Genomic DNA, 1,073 nt, shown 5'->3' on the forward strand with positions numbered 1-1,073 from the left:
CTTAGATTCAACATTGAAGTGCAACGCACCCGAAGCTAGATTTTACCTCAAGCGGTGTTCTAAACCCTAGCACCTTTCTTGGTCGATTATTTAAACTGTCTTCAATCGACTGAACTAAGTGCCTGCATAGGTTATCTAGACGCATCGACTTAGGTAGAAACTGACGAATTAAACCATTGGTATTCTCATTCGTTCCGCGCTCCCAAGAATGATAAGGCTGAGCGAAGTAAATATCAGCCTTTAACGCGGTTGCCATCGCTTCATGGTCAGCAAACTCTTTACCGTTGTCAAAGGTGATGCTTAACGCCTGCTCACCTTTTAACATGTCAATACAAGCTTGTGTGACAGCTTTTGCCTTACGATTGGGTAGCGCTTTGATCTTAGTCTCTCGAGTCGTTCTATCTACTAAAGTAACCAGAACACCTTGATGTCCATGACCAACCACCGTATCCCCTTCATAATCGCCCATACGACTGCGTGTCTCAATGATGCTAGGACGCTCAGTGATATCACAGCGGTTCGCTATTTTCCCGCGCCTATCATTGCCTTGCAGATACCGTCTCTTATAACGCTTTTGACATCTAAGGGCGTTGTGTAGATCACCCCCTGCCTTTTTGTCAGTATAGATGTGTTGGTATATTGATTCATGGCTTGGGACATCTTGCCAACCTAGCATCCTCAGTCGCCCTGTGATCTGTTCAGGTGAGTATCTCTTGTTTAACAAGTGCTCAATATAGCACCAGCCAAAGCGGCTCATCTGTGCGCTATTCACAACTTTGCGCTCTTTTGCCAAACGATGGGCTTGTTTGGGGCGATAACCCCTTTGTCCCATGTTTCGCTTTATCTCTCGACTCACCGTTGATTTATGACAGCCGATAATTCTAGCTATTTCGCTCATGCCTTTTTTAGCTTGCAATAGCGCTGATATTTGATATCTTTGCTCTTGGGTAAGATGTGTATAGTGTTTCATAACGTTCTGATATGTAGGAGTTGAAGTTTGAAATGCAACACGGCACATCTTACTCTTCAACTCATTCTTTTAAAACGTTGCACTTCTTATTTGAATCTAGGAT

At 43.7% G+C, this 1,073-nt stretch carries 1 protein-coding gene; it reads right to left on the minus strand.

Features of this window, described 5'->3' with window-relative positions; translation table 11 throughout:
• Window positions 1–7: 7 nt before the first annotated feature.
• Window positions 8–970 carry an IS30 family transposase gene (locus tag JMX83_RS14920; RefSeq protein ID WP_201603372.1) on the minus strand — a complete coding sequence of 321 codons (963 nt, stop codon included), beginning with the start codon at window positions 968–970 and terminating at the stop codon, window positions 8–10.
• Window positions 971–1,073: the final 103 nt, after the last annotated feature.

This window comes from Psychrobacter piscatorii (assembly GCF_904846415.1).
Lineage (GTDB): Bacteria > Pseudomonadota > Gammaproteobacteria > Pseudomonadales > Moraxellaceae > Psychrobacter > Psychrobacter piscatorii.

Bases quoted from the DNA above. Each gene is read 5' to 3' on its own strand.
- JMX83_RS14920 (WP_201603372.1), bottom strand. From the start codon at position 970: ATGAAACACTATACACATCTTACCCAAGAGCAAAGATATCAAATATCA.